20 protein-coding genes are annotated in these 19895 nt (G+C 67.2%); 9 read left to right on the forward strand and 11 right to left on the reverse strand.

Features of this window, described 5'->3' with window-relative positions; all coding sequences use genetic code 11:
• Positions 1-8 precede the first annotated feature (8 nt).
• Complete coding sequence (locus tag TSH64_RS19180; RefSeq protein ID WP_109447380.1) at positions 9-770, reverse strand: SDR family NAD(P)-dependent oxidoreductase; 762 nt, start codon at positions 768-770, stop codon at positions 9-11.
• Positions 771-912: 142 nt separating this feature from the next.
• Here TSH64_RS19180 and TSH64_RS19185 point away from each other — a divergent pair, with 142 nt between their 5' ends.
• A complete protein-coding gene (locus tag TSH64_RS19185) occupies positions 913-1779 on the forward strand; it encodes a YicC/YloC family endoribonuclease (RefSeq protein WP_109447382.1) in 867 nt (288 codons plus the stop codon).
• 39 nt (positions 1780-1818) lie between these two features.
• Positions 1819-2466 (forward strand): guanylate kinase, encoded by a 648-nt coding sequence (gene gmk / locus TSH64_RS19190; protein WP_109447384.1) that lies wholly within the window; start codon positions 1819-1821, stop codon positions 2464-2466.
• A gap of 15 nt (positions 2467-2481) precedes the next feature.
• Here gmk and TSH64_RS19195 read toward each other — a convergent pair whose 3' ends face one another.
• The gene (locus TSH64_RS19195; RefSeq protein WP_109447385.1) at positions 2482-3213 is read right to left on the reverse strand and encodes a DUF6065 family protein; all 732 of its coding nucleotides are present in this window, start codon (positions 3211-3213) and stop codon (positions 2482-2484) included.
• Between the two features lie 233 nt (positions 3214-3446).
• Between TSH64_RS19195 and TSH64_RS19200 the strand changes: the two genes are divergently transcribed.
• From TSH64_RS19200 to TSH64_RS19210, 3 genes are all read left to right on the forward strand, one after another.
• Positions 3447-5135: a cache domain-containing protein gene (locus TSH64_RS19200; RefSeq protein ID WP_158285395.1), complete on the forward strand. Its 1689-nt coding sequence runs from the start codon at positions 3447-3449 to the stop codon at positions 5133-5135.
• 92 nt (positions 5136-5227) lie between these two features.
• Positions 5228-6355 (forward strand): PLP-dependent cysteine synthase family protein, encoded by a 1128-nt coding sequence (locus tag TSH64_RS19205; RefSeq protein WP_109447387.1) that lies wholly within the window; start codon positions 5228-5230, stop codon positions 6353-6355.
• Between the two features lie 17 nt (positions 6356-6372).
• A complete protein-coding gene (locus TSH64_RS19210; protein ID WP_109447388.1) occupies positions 6373-6792 on the forward strand; it encodes a winged helix-turn-helix domain-containing protein in 420 nt (139 codons plus the stop codon).
• A gap of 83 nt (positions 6793-6875) precedes the next feature.
• Here TSH64_RS19210 and TSH64_RS19215 read toward each other — a convergent pair whose 3' ends face one another.
• Together TSH64_RS19215 and TSH64_RS19220 are read right to left on the reverse strand one after the other, a co-directional pair.
• Positions 6876-7118, reverse strand: a complete 243-nt coding sequence (locus TSH64_RS19215) for an Lrp/AsnC ligand binding domain-containing protein (protein ID WP_109447389.1) — start codon at positions 7116-7118, stop codon at positions 6876-6878.
• Positions 7119-7122: 4 nt separating this feature from the next.
• Positions 7123-8691, reverse strand: coding sequence for a DEAD/DEAH box helicase (locus TSH64_RS19220; RefSeq protein ID WP_109447390.1), 1569 nt, complete (start codon positions 8689-8691; stop codon positions 7123-7125).
• 257 nt (positions 8692-8948) lie between these two features.
• Between TSH64_RS19220 and TSH64_RS19225 the strand changes: the two genes are divergently transcribed.
• Together TSH64_RS19225 and TSH64_RS19230 are read left to right on the forward strand one after the other, a co-directional pair.
• Entirely contained in the window at positions 8949-9494 is a 546-nt protein-coding gene (locus TSH64_RS19225) for a hydrolase (RefSeq protein ID WP_109447391.1), read from the forward strand.
• A gap of 16 nt (positions 9495-9510) precedes the next feature.
• The gene (locus TSH64_RS19230) at positions 9511-10242 is read left to right on the forward strand and encodes an alpha/beta fold hydrolase (RefSeq protein ID WP_109447393.1); all 732 of its coding nucleotides are present in this window, start codon (positions 9511-9513) and stop codon (positions 10240-10242) included.
• Between the two features lie 33 nt (positions 10243-10275).
• Here TSH64_RS19230 and TSH64_RS19235 read toward each other — a convergent pair whose 3' ends face one another.
• From TSH64_RS19235 to parE, 3 genes are all read right to left on the reverse strand, one after another.
• Positions 10276-10830 carry a hypothetical protein gene (locus TSH64_RS19235; RefSeq protein ID WP_109447395.1) on the reverse strand — a complete coding sequence of 185 codons (555 nt, stop codon included), beginning with the start codon at positions 10828-10830 and terminating at the stop codon, positions 10276-10278.
• Between the two features lie 104 nt (positions 10831-10934).
• Positions 10935-11795, reverse strand: coding sequence for a hypothetical protein (locus TSH64_RS19240; RefSeq protein ID WP_247873037.1), 861 nt, complete (start codon positions 11793-11795; stop codon positions 10935-10937).
• Between the two features lie 138 nt (positions 11796-11933).
• Positions 11934-13922 carry a DNA topoisomerase IV subunit B gene (parE, locus tag TSH64_RS19245; protein WP_109447397.1) on the reverse strand — a complete coding sequence of 663 codons (1989 nt, stop codon included), beginning with the start codon at positions 13920-13922 and terminating at the stop codon, positions 11934-11936.
• A gap of 108 nt (positions 13923-14030) precedes the next feature.
• Between parE and TSH64_RS19250 the strand changes: the two genes are divergently transcribed.
• The gene (locus TSH64_RS19250) at positions 14031-14426 is read left to right on the forward strand and encodes an acyl-CoA thioesterase (RefSeq protein WP_109447399.1); all 396 of its coding nucleotides are present in this window, start codon (positions 14031-14033) and stop codon (positions 14424-14426) included.
• 6 nt (positions 14427-14432) lie between these two features.
• Here TSH64_RS19250 and TSH64_RS19255 read toward each other — a convergent pair whose 3' ends face one another.
• The 4 genes from TSH64_RS19255 to TSH64_RS19270 all read right to left on the reverse strand — a co-directional run bounded on the left by TSH64_RS19255 (position 14433) and on the right by TSH64_RS19270 (position 17701).
• Positions 14433-14867, reverse strand: a complete 435-nt coding sequence (locus TSH64_RS19255; protein WP_109447401.1) for an ArsC/Spx/MgsR family protein — start codon at positions 14865-14867, stop codon at positions 14433-14435.
• 151 nt (positions 14868-15018) lie between these two features.
• The gene (locus TSH64_RS19260; protein WP_109447403.1) at positions 15019-16047 is read right to left on the reverse strand and encodes an ABC transporter substrate-binding protein; all 1029 of its coding nucleotides are present in this window, start codon (positions 16045-16047) and stop codon (positions 15019-15021) included.
• A 21-nt stretch (positions 16048-16068) separates the two neighbouring features.
• The gene (locus TSH64_RS19265) at positions 16069-16869 is read right to left on the reverse strand and encodes an ABC transporter permease (RefSeq protein ID WP_109447405.1); all 801 of its coding nucleotides are present in this window, start codon (positions 16867-16869) and stop codon (positions 16069-16071) included.
• A gap of 7 nt (positions 16870-16876) precedes the next feature.
• Positions 16877-17701 (reverse strand): ABC transporter ATP-binding protein, encoded by an 825-nt coding sequence (locus TSH64_RS19270; protein ID WP_109447407.1) that lies wholly within the window; start codon positions 17699-17701, stop codon positions 16877-16879.
• A gap of 239 nt (positions 17702-17940) precedes the next feature.
• On the opposite strand from TSH64_RS19270, the gene ftsH reads away from it, so the two are divergent.
• The gene (gene ftsH / locus TSH64_RS19275; RefSeq protein WP_109447409.1) at positions 17941-19722 is read left to right on the forward strand and encodes an ATP-dependent zinc metalloprotease FtsH; all 1782 of its coding nucleotides are present in this window, start codon (positions 17941-17943) and stop codon (positions 19720-19722) included.
• Positions 19723-19895: the final 173 nt, after the last annotated feature.

Genomic DNA, 19895 nt, shown 5'->3' on the forward strand with positions numbered 1-19895 from the left:
GCGCGCGTTCAGGTCTTGCGCGGGGCCTGCCGCAGCGGACCGTCGGTCCAGGCTGGGGGAAGAAGGGCAAGCAGCCAGACCACGGCCATCATCGGCCAGGGGAAGGCGATTCGCGCCCGGTTGCGCTCCAGCCCGCGGCGGATGACCCTGGCCGCGGCATCGGTCTCCATCAGGAACGGCATGGGGAAGCGGTTCACTGCCGTCATCCGGCTTTTGACGAAGCCCGGGCAGATGACCGAGACACCGATCCCCTCCCCGGCCAGATCGCCGCGCAGCGCCTCGCCATAGACCCGGACCATCGCCTTGCTGGCGCAATAGGCGGGCGCACCGGGAAGACCGCGGAAGCCGGCCAGCGAGGCCATGATGGCGATCTGTCCGCTCCGCCGCTCCCGCATCGCCGGAAGCAGCGGGTGGATGCTGTTCAGAACGCCGTCGATGTTCACCGCCAGGATGCGCCGCGCCTGCTCCTCCGTCTCACCGCCATCGCCGGTGCCAGCCGACATGCCGGCATTGGCGATCAGCAGGTCGACCGGGGTGTCCGCATCGACCCGCGCCAACCAGTCGGCCATCGCCTTGCGGTCGGACACATCGATCACCGTCGTCTCGACCAGGGCACCGGCGGCGCGGCAGCGTTGCGCCACACCCTCCAGCCTTGCGGAGTCGCGGCCGCTCAGGGCAAGTCGGACCCCGGGGGCGGCGTAGAGGACAGCCAGGGCTTCGCCGATGCCACTGGAGGCTCCGGTGATGACGATGGACCACGGCTGCTTCATGGGATTTCCGCCCTGACCGTCGGCTGCCCTATGGCGCCGACGCTTGTTGTGGGGTGATGTCGCGTTTATAAGCACGACATCATTCGACACCGCTTTTCAAGTGAGGCCGCCGTTGCCAGCCCATCGCCCCGTCATTGCCAGCATGACCGGTTTCGCACGCGTCGACGGGCACGGCGACGGCTATTCCTGGACCTTCGAGGCCAAGAGCGTCAATGGCCGCAGCCTGGATCTGCGGTGCCGCCTGCCGTCCGGCTTCGACAGCGTCGAGGCGGCGGCCCGAGCCGATGTGCCGAAGCGGCTGGCCCGCGGCAACGTCAACCTGACGCTGACCGTCAACCGCGCCCAGGCGGTGTCGCAGCTGCGCATCAACCGCGAGCTTCTGGCCCAGGTTCTGGAGATCGCGCGGGAGATCGAGGGTGCCGGGGCCGCCGCGCCGCGGCTGGATTCGCTGCTGGCCGTCCGCGGCATCATCGAGCCGGTCGAAGAGGATGAAACCGAGGCGCGCGAGCGCGTCGAGTCGGCGTTGAAGGGCGACCTGTCCAGGCTGATCGACCAGTTGTCGGTCAACCGCCTCGCCGAGGGTGCCCGCATCGCCGAGGTGCTGAACGGCCATCTCGACGAGATCGCCCGGCTGGTCGACGCGGCGTCGGCCTGCGCCTCGACCCAGCCGGACGCGCTGCGCGAGAAGCTGCGCACCCAGGTCGCGGCGATCCTCGGCTCCTTCCCCGCCCTGTCGGAGGAGCGGCTGGCCCAGGAGGCTGCGATCCTGATCGGCAAGGCCGACGTGCGCGAGGAGCTGGACCGCCTGCGCGCCCACATCCAGGCCGCGCGCGACATGATGGCGGAAGGCGGCGCCATCGGCCGCCGGTTCGACTTCCTGTGCCAGGAGTTCAACCGCGAGGCCAACACGCTCTGCTCCAAATCGGCGGACGTCGAACTGACCCGCATCGGCCTGTCGCTGAAAGCCTCCATCGAGCAGCTTCGCGAGCAGGTGCAGAACATCGAATGACCATCGTTCCCGAATGACTGGCAACTGCGAGTGACCGCCATGGCTGCGTCCAACACATCCCCGATCCACCGCCGCGGCCTGATGCTGGTGCTGTCCTCCCCGTCGGGGGCCGGCAAGACCACCATCGCCCGCGGGCTGCTGGACCGCGATGCCGGCATCACCATGTCGGTGTCGGTGACCACCCGCGCGATGCGTCCGGGCGAGGTCGAAGGGCTGGATTACTACTTCATCGATCAGCCGCGCTTCGACCGCATGGCGGAGACCGGCGACCTGCTGGAACATGCCCGCGTCTTCGGCAACTGCTATGGCACGCCGCGCGTGGCGGTGGAGGACGCGCTGGGCGCCGGCCGCGACGTGCTGTTCGCCATCGACTGGCAGGGCGCGCAGCAGTTGGCGCAGAACGCCCGCGACGATCTGGTCAGCGTCTTCGTCCTGCCGCCGTCGGTCAGCGAACTGGAACGCCGCCTGCGCGGCCGCGGCCAGGATTCCGAGGAGGTCATCGCCAACCGGATGGCGAAGGCGTCCAACGAGATCAGCCACTGGCCGGAATACGACTATGTCATCGTCAACAGCGACGTGACCGAGAGCATCGCCGCGGTTGAGTCCATCCTGCATGCCGAACGGCTGCGCCGCCGCCGTCAGGTCGGCCTGCCGGAGTTCGTGCGCAGCATTCAGGACACGCTGTAACTGTTTGTTTGATATCTATTTGTTTGGAAACGGCTTCGCCCGCACCTTGATTTCATGGTCGGGCGGGCCGTCGCTTCCGTCCGGTTTCCTGCCGCGGTAATAGCCCTTCTGCCAGCGTTCCTGCGCGGCGGTGCTGCCCGGCGTCTGCAGGTCGCTGTTGAACTGGCTGCGCGAGGTCGCCCAGGCACGGTACTGAGCCGCGGTCTCCGGATCGCTGTCCAGGTCGCGAACCTCCGGCGTCAGGCTTTCCACCAGACCGCGCTGGATCGGCATGAGATGGGCGAAGGGCTCGCCCTTTTCCCAGGTCACCGGAACGCCGGCAGCGGTGAACTTCCAGTTCATGGTGAAGGGATAGGGCGACCAGTCGGTCTCGATGATTCCCGACAGACCCAGGATCCCGTGTTTCGGATGGTTCAGCGGGCCGGTGACCATCAGGTTGATGCCCGGCGGCGTGCGGAACAGCGCCGCGACATGGAAGGTCAGGACGCCGCTGCCGAAATGGCTGGCCGGCAGCAGGGGATGCTGCTCGTCGGCGGTGACGGTGATGGCATCCAGCCCCGTTCCGCCGTTCCACACGGCGGTGGCCCGCACAGGGCAGCAAACCTCCCATCCATGCATGCTGGCGATGTTCAGCGGCAGGCAGCGGTAGCCATACTGTTCCGGCAGGGCGTCGATCCAGTCGCGGGTCGGGCGGGCCGGGCGGATGTCGGGCATCGCGCCCGAGAGGGGATAAGCGATCAGCGTCATGGCGTCGCATCCTGACAGACTTCTTTATCCGGTGTAACCCTGATGCTCCAATGATCACAACCGGTGTCACGACCATCCGGATTACCCCTGGCTCGACGTCGGGCATTGCGTCAACGGACAGTACTCCAGTATGACCGACCCGTTGTATTAGAGTTCTTTTGATTAGCGGACCGCACCGTCACGCGCCATCGGGCGGCGGATGCGGCACTGCGCGCATGGGGTGGAACAGGGCGATGATCGGCAAACTTCACAGCATCAAGGCAAAGCTCCTGATCCTCCAGGGGCTGTTCCTCGTCGCCATTCTGGTGGGCGGCATCTGGTCGGCGACCTCGAAGCGCGAAACCATGGTGGAGGGCTACCGCAACTCCATCCAGGCGGTGGTGCAGACCTCGCTGTCGATCATGAAGTCCTATGACGCCCGTGCCGCCAAGGGCGAGTTCAGCCGGGAGGAGGCACAGACCCTTGCCAAGGGTGCGCTGCGGGCCCTGCGCTTCTTCGGCAACGAATACATGTTCGGGTACGAATTCGACGGCACCAACGTGTTCCACGGCGTCCGCGCCGACCTGGAAAGCACCCGCAAGCTCGCCGACTTCAAGGACAGCAACGGCGTGCTGGTGATCCGCGGCCTGATCGATGCGGCCCGCAGCGGCGACGGCACCCTGATCTACAATTTCCCCAAGGCCGGCGGGACCGAGCCGATGCCGAAGCTGGCCTACGCCGCGATCTACGAGCCGTGGGGCTGGATGATCGGCACCGGCGTCTACATCGACGATGTCGACGCCGCCTTCCGTGCCACGCTGATCAAGACGCTGCTGGTGACGCTGGCGGCGGCCCTGCTGCTCGGGCTGTTCGGTTTCCGTCTGGTGTCGCGCATCGGCAAGGGGCTGGACGGCATCGCCCACGCCACCGACCGCATCGCCAAGGGCGATCTGGCCGCCGAGGTTGCCGGCGCCGACCGGGCCGACGAGGTTGGGGCCCTGGCCCGCTCGGTCGAGACCCTGCGGCTCAGCGCCATCGAAGCCGAGGATTTGCGCCGCCGCCATGCCGCGCTGGAACGGGAAGCCGAGGAAGGCCGCCGCGCCACCATGCGGCGGCTGGCCGACGAGTTCGAGAGCACGGTCGGTGCGCTGGTCCATTCCGTCGCCGAGTCGGCCGGGCAGCTGACCCACACCTCGGGCGCGATGAGCAGCGGGGCGGAGCAGACCACCCGGTTGATGGACGGCGCCGCCCGCGCCGCCGGGACCACCTCCGGCAACGTCCAGGCGGTGGCGGGCGCCACCGAGGAGCTGGCCGCCTCCATCCGCGAGATCGCGCAGCAGATCGCCGAGTCGACGACCGGCTCCGCCCGCGCCGTCGAGGACGTACGCCGCACCTATGCCCTGATCGAACAGCTGGACGGTGTCGCCCGCCGCACGGTGGAGGTGGTGGACCTGATCCGCTCCATCGCCGAGCAGACCAACCTGCTGGCGCTGAATGCGACAATCGAGGCGGCCCGTGCCGGAGAGGCCGGCAAGGGCTTCGCGGTGGTCGCCAGCGAGGTGAAGAATCTCGCCAACCAGACCGCCAAGGCGACCGACGACGTGCAGGCGCAGATCGCCGCGATGACAGACGCCACGTCGTCCGTTGTCGAGGCGATGCGCGGCGTCGGCGGCGCCATCGAGACGGTGAACAACGTCGCCTCCAGCATCTCCGCCGCCATCGAGGAGCAGGGAGCGGCGACCCGCGACATCAGCCAGAACGTCAACGAGGCCGCCCAGGGCGTCAGCTCGGTGTCCGACAGCCTGAACCTGGTGTGCAGCCACGCGACCGCCACCGGCCAGGCCTCCGCCGAAGTGGCCGCCGCGGCCCGCGCGGTGGGCGAGCGTGCCGACCGCATGCTGGGCGAGGTGTCGGCCTTCGTTGCCCGCATCCGGCAGGGCTGACTTTCCACCCTGGCGGGGAGGGTTATTCTACCGGATGCATTCGGTAAAATTCCGCGCTATGGATGGGGCAGCCAATCGCCGGATATGACGCCATGACCATCCCCTCCCCCGCCGCAGCCGCTCCCACCGTCGCCCGCCGGGGCTGGCTCGACGAGGCTCTGCGCCGGATCGAGGCGGACGTGAACCGCTCCGCCGACACCCACCTGCTGCGGATGCCGATCCCGGCGGCGCAGGGGATCACGCTGTATCTGAAGGACGAGTCGACCCATCCCACCGGCAGTCTGAAGCACCGGCTGGCGCGGTCGTTGTTTCTCTATGCGATCTGCAATGGATGGGTGCGCGCCGGCACGACGGTGATCGAGGCCTCGTCCGGCTCCACCGCGGTGTCGGAAGCCTATTTCGCCCAGCTGCTGGAACTGCCCTTCGTCGCCGTGGTGCCGCGCAACACCTCGCCGGCCAAGATCGCGCAGATCGAGTTCTATGGCGGCCGCTGCCATATGGTGGAGCGTGCGTCCGAGGTCTGTGCCGAGGCGCAGCGGTTGGCCCGCGACTGCGACGGCCATTTCATGGACCAGTTCACCTATGCAGAGCGGGCCACCGACTGGCGCGGCAACAACAACATCGCCCAGTCGATCTTCGAACAGCTGGCACAGGAGCCGCATCCGGTGCCGGACTGGATCGTCTGCGGCGCCGGCACCGGCGGCACCTCGGCCACCTTCGGGCGCTATGTGCGCTATCGCCGGCTGCCGACGCGGGTCTGCGTCGCCGATCCAGAGCATTCCGCCTTCTTCGCCGGCTTCCGTGACAACGATCCGAAGGCCGGCGTCGGCCGTGGCTCCGGCATCGAGGGCATCGGGCGCCCGACGGTGGAGCCGTCCTTTCAGCCGACGGTGATCGACCGGATGATCCGCGTGCCCGATGCCGCCAGCATCGCCGCCGTCTGGGTGCTGCGCGACCGGCTGGGCCGCGCCTGCGGCGGTTCCACCGGCACCAATCTGGTGGGCGCCATCGAGCTGATCGCCGGAATGATGCGCGAGGGCCGGCAGGGCAGCGTCGCCACGCTGATCTGCGACCCGGGCGACCGCTATATGGGGACCTACTTCAACCGCGACTGGCTGGAGGCCGCCGGGCTGGACATCGATCCCTGGTGCGAGCGGATCGACGCCTTCTTCCGCACCGGCGCCTGGAGCGGCGACGGTCTGGACTCGGCCGAGCGTTGAGGGGGAAGCCGACAGCCATGACCCGCATGAGAATCCGCATCGATTTCGAGAGCGGCGGCTCGATCGGGCCGGGCAAGATCGCGCTGCTGGAGCAGATTCGCGACACCGGCTCCATCTCCGCCGCCGGACGGGCGCTGGGCATGTCCTACCGGCGGGCGTGGCTGCTGGTGGACGACCTGAACCGCATCTTCAGCGAACCGGTGGTGAGCGCCGCGGTCGGCGGCAAGCATGGCGGCGGCACGGTGCTGACCGCCTTCGGCGAACAGGTGATCGACCATTACCGTGCGGTCGAACGCGAAGCGCATGTGGCGACCGCCCACCGGCTGGCGGCGCTGGCGGCAGGGACCAATCCCGATTATGGGACGGACAGCCGGGTCGATGACGGCAGCTTCGCGAACGATCCCGCCGTCGGGCCTGGATGTGGTCCGGACAAATGACCGGGCTTCACGACAACGAAAAAGGCCGGGCAACCGCCCGGCCTTGTCATATCCGCACACAGGAACAGGCTGTGCGAAAGCGTCTATGCGAACGCCTTGTACGCAATCAGCGTGAAGGTGTCCCGCACGCCGGGCAGTGTCTGCACATGCTCCGTCACGAAGCGGCCGATATCGTCGTCCTGCTTCAGGTAGCACTTCATCAGCAGATCGTACTGGCCGGAGATGGAATGCACCTCCGACACCTGTTCGATCAGCTGCACAGTCTGATCGGCGACCTCATAGGCGCGTCCGAGATCGCATTTGACCATGACGAAGATGGTCTGCACGGGCTCAGCCCTCCTGCGACGGATCGGTCGAGGTCTCGCTGGATGGACGCGGACGGGCCGAACGCAACATGAAGGCCGGCATATGGTCGCCGAAACCGATCACCGGCACGTCGTCTTCGTCGTCGTCACGGCGACGGCGGCGATCACGGTCACGGTCGCGATCACGGCGCGGGTCGTTGCTGCGGCGGGATTCGGCGGCAGCCAGCGATTCGCGGGGCTGACGCTCCTCACGAACCGGACGCTCTTCACGCATCGGGCGCTCCTCACGGACGGGACGCTCCTCACGGGCGGCGCGCTCTTCGCGGGGAGCGGCTTCCTCGCGCGGGGCGCGCTCTTCACGGGCACCACGGGGCGGACGGGCTTCCGAACGGGAGTCGGTCTTGGCTCCACGACCGCCACGGCCACGGCCACGGCCACGGGAGCTGCTGTCTTCCTCGCCGAACTCGGCCGTTTCCAGGCCGTCGATGGCGATCATGGGGATCTCCCGCTTGATGAGGCGCGTGATCGCGCCGACCAGTTTCGTGTCGTCGGGCGTCGCCAGCATGAAGGCGCGGCCCTGCTTGCCGGCGCGGCCGGTGCGGCCGATCCGGTGGACATAGTCGTCGGGGGTCAGCGGCACGTCGAAATTGAAGACATGGCTCAGACCCTGGACGTCGATGCCGCGGGCGGCGACGTCGGAACAGACCAGCAGCGTGATCTCGCCCTGCTTGAAGCGTTCCAGCGTCTCGGTCCGCTTGGACTGCACCATGTCGCCATGCAGCGCGCCGACATTGAAGCCGTGGCGCTCCAGCGACTTCTGCAGCACGGCAATGTCGCGCTTGCGGTTGCAGAAGATGAAGGCGTTCTTGACGTCCTCGGTCTGCAGCAGATGGCGCAGCGCCTTGCGCTTGTCCATCTCATGCACGAGGGTCAGTGCCTGGGTCACCGTTTCCGCCGGAGAGGCGGGCGGAGCAACGGAGATCTCAAGCGGCTGGGTCAGGAAGGCATCGGCCAGACGGCGGATTTCCGGCGGCATGGTCGCCGAGAAGAACAGGGTCTGGCGGTTCTTCGGCAGCTTGCTGACGATGCGCTCGATGTCCGGGATGAACCCCATGTCGAGCATGCGGTCGGCCTCGTCGATGACGAAGACCTTGATGTCGTTCAGCATGATGTTGCCGCGCTCGAACAGGTCGATGAGACGACCCGGAGTCGCGATCAGAACATCCACGCCACGGTCGAGCTTCTTCACCTGTTCGGTGAAGGTCTCGCCGCCGATCAGCAGCGCCATGCTGAGCTTGTGGTACTTGCCGTAGGTCTCGAAGCTTTCCGACACCTGGGCGGCCAACTCGCGCGTCGGCTCCAGGATCAGCGACCGCGGCATCCGCGCGCGGGCACGGCCCGACGCCAAGATGTCGATCATGGGCAAGGTGAAGCTCGCCGTCTTGCCAGTGCCCGTCTGCGCGCAGCCCAGCACGTCGCGGCGTTGCAGGACACAGGGAATTGCCTGTTCCTGAATGGGCGTCGGTTGGGTGTAACCCTTGTCCTCGATGGCGCGCAGGACGTCAGGGCCAAGCCCAAGTTCCGAAAAAAGCATCCAACCTGTTTCTGTTCTGGAGTGCGCAAATCGAGCGTTCGACGCCCGATGCCTGGATGAGGCCGAAGAATAGGAAGTCAAAGCTACATGTCAATAGATCCGATGTTCGGAGGCCGAAAATTGACGCGAAAATACGCCGCGTTGGCGAAATCGCTCCCCTGCGCTAGGTTGTCGTCCGGCAATCCCGCGAGTCGCGGCGCTTGCCGGCACCCTGAACCGGGGTGGCCCGCTTCAAATGGAACGGTCGAGAGCATTTGATGATTCTTCGTGCCCAGGACTCGGTGCTGGTGGTGGTGGATGTGCAGGAACGGCTGTTGCCGGCCATCCACGACGCCGTCCGCGTCGTCCGCAATACCGGAATGCTGCTGAAGGGCGCTGCCGCCCTGTCGGTGCCGGTGCTGGTGACCGAGCAATATTCCCGCGGCCTGGGGCCGACGGTGGAAGCGGTGCGCGCCGACCTGCCGCCCGGAACCCCGGTGATCGAGAAGATCACCTTCGGCTCCACCGGCGAGCCGGCCTTCAACGCCGCGCTGGCGGAATTGAAGCGCCCGCAGATCGTGCTGTGCGGGACGGAAGCCCATGTGTGCGTGATGCAGACGGCGCTCGGACTGCGCCAGCAGGGCCATGCGGTCTATCTGGTGGCCGACGCCGTATCGTCGCGCACGCCCGACAACCGCGCCATGGCGCTGGAACGGATGCGCACCGCCGGCGTGACCATCGTCACCACCGAAATGGTGCTGTTCGAGTGGATGGAGCGCGCCGGCACCCCCGTCTTCAAGCTCGTCAGCGCGCTGGTGAAGTGAGCGCAGGAGAAATCCCATGTCCCCGACCTCCACTTCTGCGAACTCCGGCCGTCGCCCCGCGCTGATGCTGTTGCCCGGCATGCCGCTGGACGCCGCATTGTGGGAGCATCAAGTCCGGCATCTCGGCGAGCTGGCGGATCCACAGGTGGTCGAGCTGGCCGACTGCGACGGCATCGCGGCGATGGCCGGCAAGGTGCTGGCCCAGGCGCCGGACCGCTTCGCCGTCGCCGGCCTGTCGATGGGCGGCTATGTGGCGCTGGAGATCCTGCGCCGGGCGCCGGAGCGGGTGGAGCGGCTCGCCCTGCTCGACACCAACGCCCGCCCCGACACGGCGGAGGCGACGGCCACGCGGCGGGAGGCGGTGGCGCTCGCCCGCCAGGGCCGCTACGGGCAGGTCATCCGCGCCGCCCTGCCCCGCCTGATCCATCCCGAACGGCTTGCCGACGAGCGCTTCGTCCGCTCCGTCCTGGCGCAGATGGAACGGGTGGGCGTCGACGGCTATGCGCGGGAACAGGAGGCGATCATCAACCGGGCGGACAGCCGGCCGGGCTTGGCCGCCATCCGCTGCCCGACGCTGGTCGTCTGCGGCCGCCAGGACATCCTGACGCCGCCGGCCCTGCACGAGGAGATGGCGGCGGCCATTCCCGGCGCGCGGCTGGTGGTGATCGAGGACTGCGGCCACCTGTCGGCGATGGAGCAGCCGCAAGCGGTCACCGCCCTGATGCGCGACTGGCTGCTGCGCGATTGACCCGCCTGAAAAGCGGAACCCGGCAGTCCGGGATCAGCAGTCCGGCCTGCCGCAGAGCAGATCCGAGCGCTGGCTCGGGAACAGAGAGAAGGTCATGTCGCTGATCAGGCTGCGGAAATCCGGATCGTCCGGGCCCTGCGGCCGGTCGAGCCAGCCGGTGGCGGAGGTCAGCGCGCCACCCGACCGGCAGAACGCCCCCTGGACGATAATCGGTCCGCCCGGCGGTGCGGTCGGGATCGGCCCTTCGGTGCAGAGGGCCGAGTTCAGCATGTTTTCCGATACGTTGAAGGCCAGCACCACCTTGTACTCGCGCCGCGCCGTGTCGTTGGGCGTGGTGGTGAGGTTGGTCCTCACGCCGAACACCCGGTCCTGCATGTGGGGCAGAACCTTCTCGGCAAAGCGGTCGGGCGTCAGGCCGAAGGGGTTGCCGTGCAGGACCACCCGAAGATCGCGGTCGCTCGCCGCATAAGCCACCTCGCTGCGCGTATAGGCCGGCGTCGGCTCGCTCGCCACCACCCGCTCGTTGGTACAGGCGGCGAGGGCGGAGACGCCCAGCAGAAGGGCGGCGAGCGGCGGGAGCGTGCGCATGATCGGGGTGTCCGTTGATGTGGCTGGCATCGGTATCGTTTGGCCGGATATGGGGTGCAGTTGCCACAAGGGCGAGTGCTCCCCTGCTCCGCCGACAGGCGCCGTCACACGTCTCTCAACCACTTTTCGGCGGCGCGGGCGATCAGGCCCGGATAGTCGGGACGTTCCGGACCTACAAGGGAAAGATCGAACTCCGCAACGATGCGCGCCACCGTCACGTCCGTCAATTCCAGCCCCAGCACGCGGGCGCGGCGGGCGATGGCGAGTTCCTGCCCCCAAACATAGACCTGGCGCGCGTCGGTGTTGCGCGCCATCACCCGGGATTGCTCCATCCGCTCGTCGCCGTTGATTGGCAGCCAGATGTCGGTCATCAGCATGTCGGCCGGGGTGCCGGAGCGATATTCCATCGCGTCGGCATTGACCACGTCGATCTTCGCCACGATGTCGGCCGAAAGCTGGTCGAACAGACCGATGAGCCGGTTCATCTCGATGACGTCGGGGTCCAGTTCGACAACGGTGACCCTCGTCACCTCCGGCTTCAGCGCCGCGTTCACCGCCGCCCAGCCCATGCCCATCCCCATCACCACCGTGTGGCCGGTGGCGGCGCGCACACCGATCTCCTGGCTTTCGATTTCCATCGGCGTCATCGACATCCAGGTTCGATAGTCCTGACCGACCTCGCGCCGGCTGAGAATCGCGGTATTCCTGGTCAGCCGGGCCGGATTCCAGTAGCCGGGACTCAGCAGGAGAGGAACCACCTGAAGCCGCCAGCGTCCAACCTCGCAGGATTGGTAATGCGGTATGAACAAGTCGGTGACGAAGGGAGTCAGCGGAGCCAGCGCATCCGCCAGAATTTCGGGAGGGATGGCGTCAACCGGAATATGTGTTCCGTCAGTTTCCGAGGGATACATGCGCCTCCTGGAGGAATTGGCTAAGTGACGAGAGAAAGTCTCGGGAATAGCCATTTCCAGAAAGATATATCGGTGGCACCTCGCTGAAACCGGGAATTTTTCACCGAATTTACCACCGGAAACCCGTGCCGCGATTCGGGTTGGAACGCTTGAAAGACGGCTTTTGGGCGGAGGGAGTTAACCCTTCCCCCGTCACACGTCGATGTCGTCAGCCTTCACGAACTTGGCGTTGTCCTGGATGAACTTGAAGCGCAGCTCCGGACGCTTGCCCATCAGATCCTCGACCAGCGACCGCGTGCGCTCGCATTCCGGCTTTTCCTCCGGGTCGGCGGCGTTGGGCACGACCACGCGCAGCAGCGAACGCTTGGACGGGTCCATCGTCGTGTCGCGCAGCTGGGCCGGCATCATCTCGCCCAGGCCCTTGAACCGGCTGATGTCGGGCTTCTTGCCCTTGAACATCTTCGACAGCAGCTCGTCCTTGTGGGCGTCGTCGCGGGCATAGACCTGCTTGTTGCCGTGGCTGAGACGGTAGAGCGGCGGCAGGGCAAGGTAGAGGTGGCCCTCCTGGATCAGCCCCGGCATCTCGCGGTAGAAGAAGGTCATCAGCAGCGAGGCGATGTGGGCGCCGTCGACGTCGGCGTCCGTCATGATGATGACCCGCTCGTAGCGCAGCTTGTCGGTCGAAAAATCCTTGCCGATGCCGCAGCCGAGCGCCTGGGTCAGGTCGTTCAGCTCCTGGTTGGCCTTCATCTTGTCGACCGACGCGCTGGCGACGTTCAGGATCTTGCCGCGGAGCGGCAGGATCGCCTGGGTCTCGCGCTGGCGGGCCTGCTTGGCGGAACCGCCGGCCGAATCGCCCTCCACCAGGAACAGCTCGGTGCCCTCGGGCGAGTTGCGCGAGCAGTCGGCCAGCTTGCCGGGCAGGCGCAGGCGGCGGGTCGCCGACTTGCGCGTCATCTCCTTGGACTGCTTGCGCCGCGCCCGCTCCTCGGCCTTTTCGATCAGCCGTTCCAGCAGGCCGTTGGCGCTCTGCGGGTCGCCGGACAGCCAATGGTCGAAATGGTCCTTCACCGCGGTCTCGACGAGGCGCTGCGCCTCCGCCGTCACCAGCTTTTCCTTGGTCTGGCCCTGGAAATGCGGCTCGCGGATGAAGACGGACAGCAGGACGCAGGCGTCGCCCATCACGTCGTCGGCGGTGACCTGTCCGGCCCGCTTGTTATTGGTCAGCTCGCCATAGGCCTTCAGGCCGCGGGTCAGCGCGGTGCGCAGGCCGGCCTCGTGCGTGCCGCCCTGCGGGGTCGGCACGGTGTTGCAGTAGGTGTGCGAGAAGCCTTCGTCATCGTCGGGCCACGCCACCGCCCATTCCACCCGGCCCTGGCCGTTGGGGAAGTCGAGCGCTCCGGAGAAGGGCAAGCGCGTCAGCGTCTTGCGGTCCTTCAGCGCGGCGGTCAGGTAATCCTGAAGGCCGCCGGGGAAATGCAGCGTTTCCGAGGCCGGGGTGGTGGCGTCGACCGACAGCAGGGCCGGATCGCAGCTCCACCGGATCTCCACGCCGCGGTAGAGATAGGCCTTGGAGCGCGCCAGCCGGTACAGCCGGTGCGGTTCGAAATGAGCGGTCTCGCCGAAGATTTCCGGGTCGGCGTGGAAGCGGATGGTGGTGCCGCGCCGGTTGACGTTGCCGCGATGGGCCAGCGGCCCCTGCGGCAGGCCGCGGCTGTATTCCTGCACGTAGAGCTGCTTTTCGCGGGCGATCTCGACGGTCAGCCGGTCCGACAGAGCGTTGACCACCGACAGGCCGACGCCATGCAGGCCGCCTGAGGTCTGGTAGACCTTATTGGAGAATTTGCCGCCGGAGTGCAGCGTGGTCATGATGACCTCCAGCGCCGACTTGCCCGGATATTTCGGGTGGTCGTCGATGGGGATGCCACGCCCGTTGTCGCGCACCATCACCGTATAGTCGGCGGTCAGCTCCAGGTCGATTCGGCTGGCATGTCCGGCCACCGCCTCGTCCATGGCGTTGTCCAGGACCTCGGCCACCAGATGGTGCAGCGCGCGGTCGTCGGTGCCGCCGATATACATGCCCGGCCGGCGCCGGACAGGCTCCAGCCCCTCCAGAACCTCGATGTCCTGGGCGGAATAGCTGTCGGCCTTGGGGGCCGTGTTCTCGAAAAGATCGCTCATGATGGGATGATAGGAATTTCGTCAGGGGTGCGCAAGCGCATCCTGGGCCGCTTATACTGCGTCGCCACATGGTTTTGTGGGCGAAATTTTTTTGACGCCGGAGGAAGCATGAGCGCAGCGGACGGATATGACTTCGACAACGGCCCTGCCCTGCGGGCCATCGCGATGCCGGCGGACACCAATCCGAACGGCGACATCTTCGGCGGATGGCTGCTGGCGCAGATGGATCTGGCCGGCGGGACGGTGGCGGTGCGGCGCAGCCATGGCCGCGTCGCCACCGTCGGGATCGAGGCGATGACCTTCCACAAGCCGGTCTTCGTCGGTGACGAGGTCAGCTGCTTCGCCCGGATCGAAAAGGTCGGCCGCACCTCGATCCGCATCCGCGTCGAAACCTGGGTGCGGCGCGAACGGTCCGGCTCCGACCCGATCAAGGTGACGGAGGGCATGTTCACCTATGTCGCCATCGGCGAGGACCGCAAGCCGCGCGAAGTGCCGCCGGAGTAAGCAGCCTCAGGCTGCCGGCGCCTTGACGAAATGCTGGTGGCCGTGGTCGCACTGGCCGCGGGCATGCTTGTCGTCGCAGCTTTCGGCGGAGGTCAGGCCGATCCAGGCGTGGAGAGTGGTCGGGTCGAAACCGGCCTCGCGGCGGTCGCCGACCTGGATCAGCGGACGGCGGATCAGGTCGCGGTCGGCCAGCATCGCCGCCAGCGCGGCGGGCTCGTCGAGGGCACCTGTCGTCACGGCGCCGGACTTCACCGCGGCGGCGCGGCGGTTGAACCAGGCATCGACCTCCTTGTCGCCGAAGAAGGCGCGCAGCTCGGCGGCGGTCAGGTCGGCGGTGGCGAGGTCGCGGTCCACCAGCGTGTGGCCGGCGGCGGCCAACTGCTGTTTCTGCCTGGCGTTCGCCGGGCAACCGGCCAGTCCGTAGAAAATCACTTCGGCCATGGGACACTCCGCTGCTGGATGGGCGGTCCTGATCCGGGGAGCAATCAGGACCGATTTCGTCCAGTCTAACGGCGGCGCAGCATGAAAAAGGGCGCGACAGAATGCCGCGCCCACATTTTTTCTATGGGTATTCCGGAGCGAGCCTGGCGACTCACTTCTGGAGGCGCTTCAGTGCATCCTCCACATACTGGTTGGTGTAGGTCTTGGACAGGTCGATGCTGGCGGACGCAACCGCCGGGTCGAAGGCCTTCAGCACCTTCAGGGCCGCGTCGGCACCCTCCTGGGTGAAGCGGCCGTCCGGCGAATAGGTCGGCTTGGAATGCTCGAAGGCCTGTGCGTAGAGCGACTTGTTGCCCAGGAAATATTCCTCCGGCAGCACCTTCAGCACGTCGTCGGTGCTGGCCTTGTTCAGCCACAGCATGGTGCGAACGAAGACGTCGGCCAGCGCCTGGGTGGTCTTCGGGTTCTCCTTGATGAAGTCCGGCTTCATGTAGAGCACGGCGGCGGGATAGGGGCCGCCATAGACGTCCATCGTGCCCTTCTCGGTCCGGGTGTCGGCCAGGATGGTGATGTCGCCGTCAGCCTGGGCCTGGCTGATCACCGGGTCGAGATTGACGATGGCGTCGATCTCGCCGCGCTTGATCGCCGCGATGGCGCTGGGGCCGCCGCCGACGCCGATGACAGAGGCATCCTCAGGCTTCAAGCCGAGCGAAGTCAGCACATGGTTCAGCATGAAGTTGGTCGAGGAGCCGGGGGCGGTGACGCCGACCTTCTTGCCCTTCAGGTCCTGCACCGACTTGACGGTGCCGGACTTGTTGACCGACGCCAGGACGATGCCGGGATAGCGGCCGAGCTGCGTCACCGCGACGATGGGCTGGCCCTTGGCCTGCATCTGGATGGTGTGGTCGTAGGCGCCGGTCACGACATCGGCGGAGCCGCCGACGAGGGCCTGGAGGCTCTTGGCCCCGCCGCCGAAGTCGCTGACCTCAACGTTAAGCCCGGCGTCCTTGAAATATCCCAGCCGCTCGGCCAGCGTCAGCGGGAGGTAATAAAGCAGCGGCTTGCCGCCGACGGCGATCTTGATGTCGGTCTTTTCGAGTTTCTGCTGGGCTGCGGCCAGCCCGGCCGTCCCAAGAGTGAGAGCGACCGCGGCGGCCGCGATCAGCGATTTGAGTTTCATGGGTTTCCTCCCTTTTGAATTTCAATGCTGCCCGGCGCCGGTGTCCTGCGGGCGCCAGTGCAAAAGCCGCTTCTCGATCATGGTGACGGCGGCATCGATCAGGACGACGAAGATCGTCAGCACCAGCATGCCGGAGAAGACGCCGACCGTGTCGAACACGCCTTCCGCCTGATGGATGCGGTAGCCGAGTCCGGCGGCGGAGCCCAGATACTCGCCCACCACCGCGCCGACCATGGCGAAGCCGACGGCGGTGTGCAGCGAGGAGAAGACCCAGGACAGGGCCGAGGGCAGATAGACGTGGCGGAACAGGTCGCGGGAGCTGGCGCCCAGCATGCGGGCATTGGCCAGCACCACCGGGCTGACCTCCTTCACGCCCTGGTAGACGTTGAAGAAGACGATGAAGAAGACCAGCGTCACCCCCAGCGCCACCTTCGACCAGATGCCTAGCCCGAGCCACAGCGCGAAGATCGGCGCCAGCACCACGCGGGGCAGCGCGTTGACCGCCTTGATGTAGGGGTCGAAGACGACGGAGACCAACGGCGCGCGGGCGAACCAGAAGCCGAAGGCGATGCCGGCCACCGTGCCGATGACGAAGGCCAGCGCGGTCTCCAGCAGCGTGATGCCGAGATGGTACCAGATGACGCCCGACGCGAAGTCGGCCCAGGTGCGGGCCAGCACCGCCCCCGGCGTGCCGAAGAAGAAGGGGCTGAGGATCTTGGTGTCTGTCAGGACATGCCAGATCAGGAAGAAAGCGATCAGGACAGCCAGCTGCAGCAACAGGATGACCGGACGGCTGGGCAGGCGTTTGGCGTGGGATCTCATGATGTCGTCACCGCAGCTTGGTCTGGGCGTAGCCCTTCAGCACCTCGTCGCGCAGTTGCGCCCAGATCTCCTGGTGCAGAGCGAGGAACTGCGGGGTCATGCGGATTTCCGCCACGTCGCGCGGCCGGTCGAGGCCGATGCGGTATTCGCCGATCAGCCGCGATCCCGGCCCGGCAGACAGCACCAGCACCCGGTCGGACATGGCAATGGCCTCCTCCAGGTCGTGGGTGATGAAGACCACCGACTTGCGGTCGGCCGCCCAAAGGTCGAGCAGCTCGTTCTCCATCATCTGGCGGGTCTGGACGTCGAGCGCCGAGAAGGGCTCGTCCATCAGGATGATCTTCGGATCGACGATCAGCGTCTGGGCCAGCGCCACGCGCTTGCGCATGCCGCCGGAAAGCTGGTGCGGAAAGCGGTTGCCGAACCCTTCCAGCCCGACGCGCGACAGCCAGGGCAGCGCGCGCTCCCGCGCCTCCGCCTTCGACACGCCGCGGAACTCCAGCCCGGCGGCGACATTGTCGAGCGCCGACTTCCAGGGCATCAGCGCCTCGGCCTGGAACATGTAGCCGGCCTTGGGATTGATGCCGGTCACCGGCTGCCCGAAGGAGAGCGCGCGGCCCTCGCTGGGCTTCAGCAGGCCGGCGGCGACGTTGAGCATCGTCGATTTGCCGCTGCCGGTCGGGCCGACGATCGACACGAACTCCCCGTCGGCGACGGTGAAGCTGGCGCCCTGGACGGCGGTGTAGGAACGTCCCCGGCCGTCGGGTGAGGGAAAGGTGCAGGTCACGCCTTCCAGCTGGAGGGCGGGCGCCGCGGCGGCGGCCTCGGCCATGTCGGTGTGGTCCTTATCGTTCGGGCGGTATGCTTTGGTTGGAGGACCATACTGTCCGAAGAGAAGCCTATCGGCAACCGCTTGAGATCTCCGTAGAATCCGAAAGGAGCCATTCCGGAAATGCACCGCTTACGGTGTCAAAGAAGAGACGCGGGGCCTTATCGGTTGCCGCCATGCCCTGCCCTCCAGCATCAATGGCATAGATCGAAAGCCAGTCCTTTTCCCTTTGCGGAGCCGACATGCCCACGCTGCCGAAACGCCCGTTGATCGCACTTGCTGTCCTGGCCGCCCTGCTTGCCGTGTGGCTCGGCTTCGCCGCCTGGTACGATCACCACCAGCGGGCGGATGAACGGCCGGCCACCTACAGCGCGCTGATCGAACAGGCCGGGCGCGGCGAACTCGGCTCGATCACCTTCGCCAACGGCACCGGCCATGCGGTCGGTACGGACGGCAGCCGCTACCGTGTCGTCATGCCGGTGACCGACGATCTGCTGAAGGAGATGCGGGCCCACAAGGTCGCCATCGCCTTCGACGAGGGTCCCGGCGGGCTGATGGCGCAGACGGTGGGCGTGCTGGACCGTGCCGCTCCCTTCGTGGTGGTGGCGCTGCTGATCGGCGGGCTGCTGATGAGCGGCGGGCAGTTCTTCGGCATGGGCCGCGCCACCCGCGTGCGGCCGGAGGACACCAAGACCGTCTTCGCCGACGTGGCCGGCGTGGACGAGGCCAAGGAGGAGCTGCGCGAGACGGTACAGTTCCTGAAGGACCCGCGCCGCTTCGCCATGGCCGGTGCGCGCGTGCCGAAGGGCATCCTGCTGGTCGGCCCGCCCGGTACCGGCAAGACCATGCTGGCCAAGGCGGCGGCTGGCGAGGCCGGCGTCCCCTTCTTCGCCGCGTCGGGATCGGATTTCGTCGAGATGTTCGTCGGGCTGGGTGCCGCCCGCGTGCGCAGCCTGTTCAAGACCGCCCGTGCCAACGCCCCCTGCATCCTGTTCATCGACGAGATCGACGCGCTGGCCGGCAAGCGCGGCGAATCGACCAGCCATTCCGAGCGCGAGCAGACGCTGAACCAGCTGCTGGTCGAGATGGACGGCATCGTCGAGGGTGGCGAGGTGGTGGTGATCGCCGCCACCAACCGGTCGGAGATGCTGGACCCCGCCGTGCTGCGCCCCGGCCGCTTCGACCGCCACATCCATGTCAGCCTGCCCGACGTCGCCGGTCGCGAGGCCATCCTCGGCGTTCATGCCGGGCGCCTGACGCTGGCCCCCGACGTCTGCGCCCGCACGGTGGCGCGCGGCACGCCGGGCTTCTCCGGTGCGGAGTTGGCCAACCTGACCAACGAGGCGGCGCTGTCGGCGGCGCGCCAGGGCCGCGTCATCGTCACCATGGCCGATTACGAGGCCGCCAAGGACCGCGTGCTGATGGGCACCGAGCGCCGCAGCCTCGCCCTGACGGCGCACGAGCGGCGGCTGATCGCGGTGCATGAGGCCGGCCACGCGCTGGTGTCGCTGCGCTGCCCGCAGGCCGACCCGATCCACAAGGCCACCATCATCCCGCGCGGCGGCGCGCTGGGCATGGTGGTGCGTCTGCCGGAGGGCGACCGCGTCTCGGTCTCGCGCGCCAAGCTGATGGCCGACATCGCCGTCGCCATGGCCGGCCGCGCGGCGGAAGAGATCGCTTTCGGCGCCGATCAGGTCACCACCGGGGCCGAGGCCGACTTCCGTGCCGCCACCGACCTGGCGCGGCGGATGGTCACCGCCTGGGGAATGAGCGAGGAGATCGGCTTCGTCGCCCATGCGGCGGCGGAGCCCGGAGCCCGGTCCGAACGGACGGCATGGCGCATCGATGAGGAGGTCCGGCGCATCACCGACGAAGGCATGGACCATGCCCGCCGCCTGCTACGCACCGACCGCTCCGCCCTGGACGGCATCGCCCAGGCCCTGCTGGAGCGCGAGACCCTGACCGGCGGCGAGATCGCCGCGCTGGCCGACGCCCAGACGGAAAGGGCCACCGAGGCGGCTTAAGACCCCGAGAGAAAGTTACCGAGCCGGAACGAATATCTGCCCGGACTTGATAAGGAAATGTCCCGCATTGCGGGGTGAGTGCATACCGGGGTAGACTAGCCCTGTTCTGTTCGAGGTAGCACGAGAGGGGCGCAATGTCGGGGCCGATATCCCGCCGGACGGTTCTTGGAACC

The sequence above is a fragment of the Azospirillum sp. TSH64 genome (genome assembly GCF_003116035.1).
Taxonomy (GTDB): domain Bacteria; phylum Pseudomonadota; class Alphaproteobacteria; order Azospirillales; family Azospirillaceae; genus Azospirillum.